The 2,050-nt window shown below is 45.9% G+C and carries 1 protein-coding gene; it reads right to left on the reverse strand.

Features of this window, described 5'->3' with window-relative positions; translation table 11 throughout:
• Positions 1 to 1,441: group II intron reverse transcriptase/maturase (gene ltrA, locus QUA56_RS36415; protein WP_333368849.1), on the reverse strand; the 1,441-nt coding region annotated here is incomplete at its 3' end.
• Between the last annotated feature and the right edge of the window lie 609 nt (positions 1,442 to 2,050).

Raw genomic sequence — 2,050 nt, forward strand, 5'->3', positions numbered from 1 at the left:
TGTCTTTGACTTTGACATGGCGTACTATGGGGATGTATGCCAGCTTCGGCAGGGTTATTAATGTTTCCCTACCATGTTTGTTCTTGAAGGGTTGGGCAAAGTTCCACTTCGTCCCGTTGATTGTTCTGAAGTATTTTTGGGCTACCCAACCTTTCCCCTTTTTCGGGTGTCTTCTTAGCGACCACTTCCACAGCATTTGCCATATTCGGTAGTCTACGTAAGAAAACGTCTCCTTACTGACCTTGTGCTTGTAGTAGTTCCCCCATCCTCTAATGATTGGGCTAAGGTGCTGGATAACTGCCGTTGCTTTTACCGTTTTGTGTTGATTCAGCCATTGTTGAATTCCAGACAGGAATTGTTTGACCTTTTCTTTTTGCGGTTTAATTAAGCATTTACCCTTGTAATGTCGGACATTGAACCCTAAGAAATTGAAGCCCTCATTAATATGAGTGATTTGGGTTTTATCCGCATTAAGTTTTAAACCCCTCTGATTTAGCCATTCTTCTAGGATGGGTTTAATGGCTTCCAAATCCTCACGATTTTCTGCGGTGATGATGAAGTCATCAGCGTAGCGAACAAACCCATATTTGGGTTTGTGTTCCCTCTCTGTTCTTTTTCTACCTTTTGAGTCGGTATATTTGTATTCCTTCGTCTTTTTATATTGACTTAGGAATTTTTCCATTCCGTCGAGGGCTATGTTTGCCAATAAGGGAGAAATAATCCCTCCCTGTGGCGTTCCGCTTTCGGTATCGTGGAATATTTCTACCTCTACATATCCTGCTTTTAGCCACTGTTTGATTAGCTCTTTACCAGGGATTTCTCCTATGGCATTGAGCAGGTACTCGTGGCTGATATTGTCGAATGCCCCTTTAATATCTGCGTCCAGTATCCATCTGTCGTTCCCCTGAGCGTTTAGTCTTATCCATGTCTGCTCAATTGCGTCATGGCAACTTCTGCCTGGGCGGAAGCCATAGGACTGGGCTTCAAATCTGGTTTCCCAGACTGGTTCCAGGGCATTCTTGACAATTGCCTGTGCTATCCGGTCTTTGATTGTCGGGATACCTAATGGTCTTTGTTTTCCGTTAGCTTTCGGTATGTATACCCTTTTCGTTGGGCGAACTTTCCATAAGGTGTATTCCTTACTTTCTCTGACCAATTTCACTCTTTCCTCTGGAGTTAGAGCCGTCTGACCATCGATGCCAGCCGTCTGTTTCCCTTTGTTTTCTTGAGTGACTCTTCGCACTGACAATAGCAGGTTGGAGTAACTGCGAAGCATCAGTTTCATCAGGCTTCTAACCTTATTCCACTGACCGTTCTGGGCTGCTCGGTAGATTCTCCGTCTCAGGTTTCTGACACGCTTTTTGATGAGCTTCCAATTGATGGATGCCCACCCCTTGAGCGGTTCCTTCGTTCCGATGTCATTGCTGACTCTATCTTTCACGTTGGTTCAATTCCTTTACGCAAAATTTACCGTTGAAGACCCGCTGGAAGTCTGCCATCTTTCGATGCGGGGCAAAGCCTGAACCCCTATCTTCCGCATTACCAGAAGCGTTCGCTTTCTCCAGCATCCCCTACCCTCTGGATAATTCCGTTTTCCTTACGGTCAACCTACTCATGCCATCGACCTGGCTTGAGAATCCGTAGGGTTTATCGTGTTTCGTACATTTAACCTTCGATCGATTTGGGTTCCACCTATATTCCGGTGAGAGTTTCGCTCTCTCGTTACTAGCCACAAGGCGCTGCCAGTAACCTACTCACTTGCCTTTTTGGCTAGAGTGTATCAGCCTGATTTCACTCTTTGGACATAACGGAATCTACAGTGATTCACATAACGTTAACCCTTTTCGATCTTCCCCTTGCCCTTTCACTGATTTGGGCTACCAGTTGCGGGGCTTTCATGCCTTGCATTCCAACAGGTTCATTACTTACTGCTGTTGTAGGCGGAGTGTGAAACTCTTTTATGTGGGGACAGAGAGAGAGAGTTCTCCGGGAGAGGCGGCTCTCCAGTTATTCAGCGCAGATGCGCCTAATGTACGACTTCACGTCGCAC

It is taken from the genome of Microcoleus sp. N3A4 (assembly GCF_036701805.1).
Taxonomy (GTDB): Bacteria; Cyanobacteriota; Cyanobacteriia; order Cyanobacteriales; family Microcoleaceae; genus Microcoleus.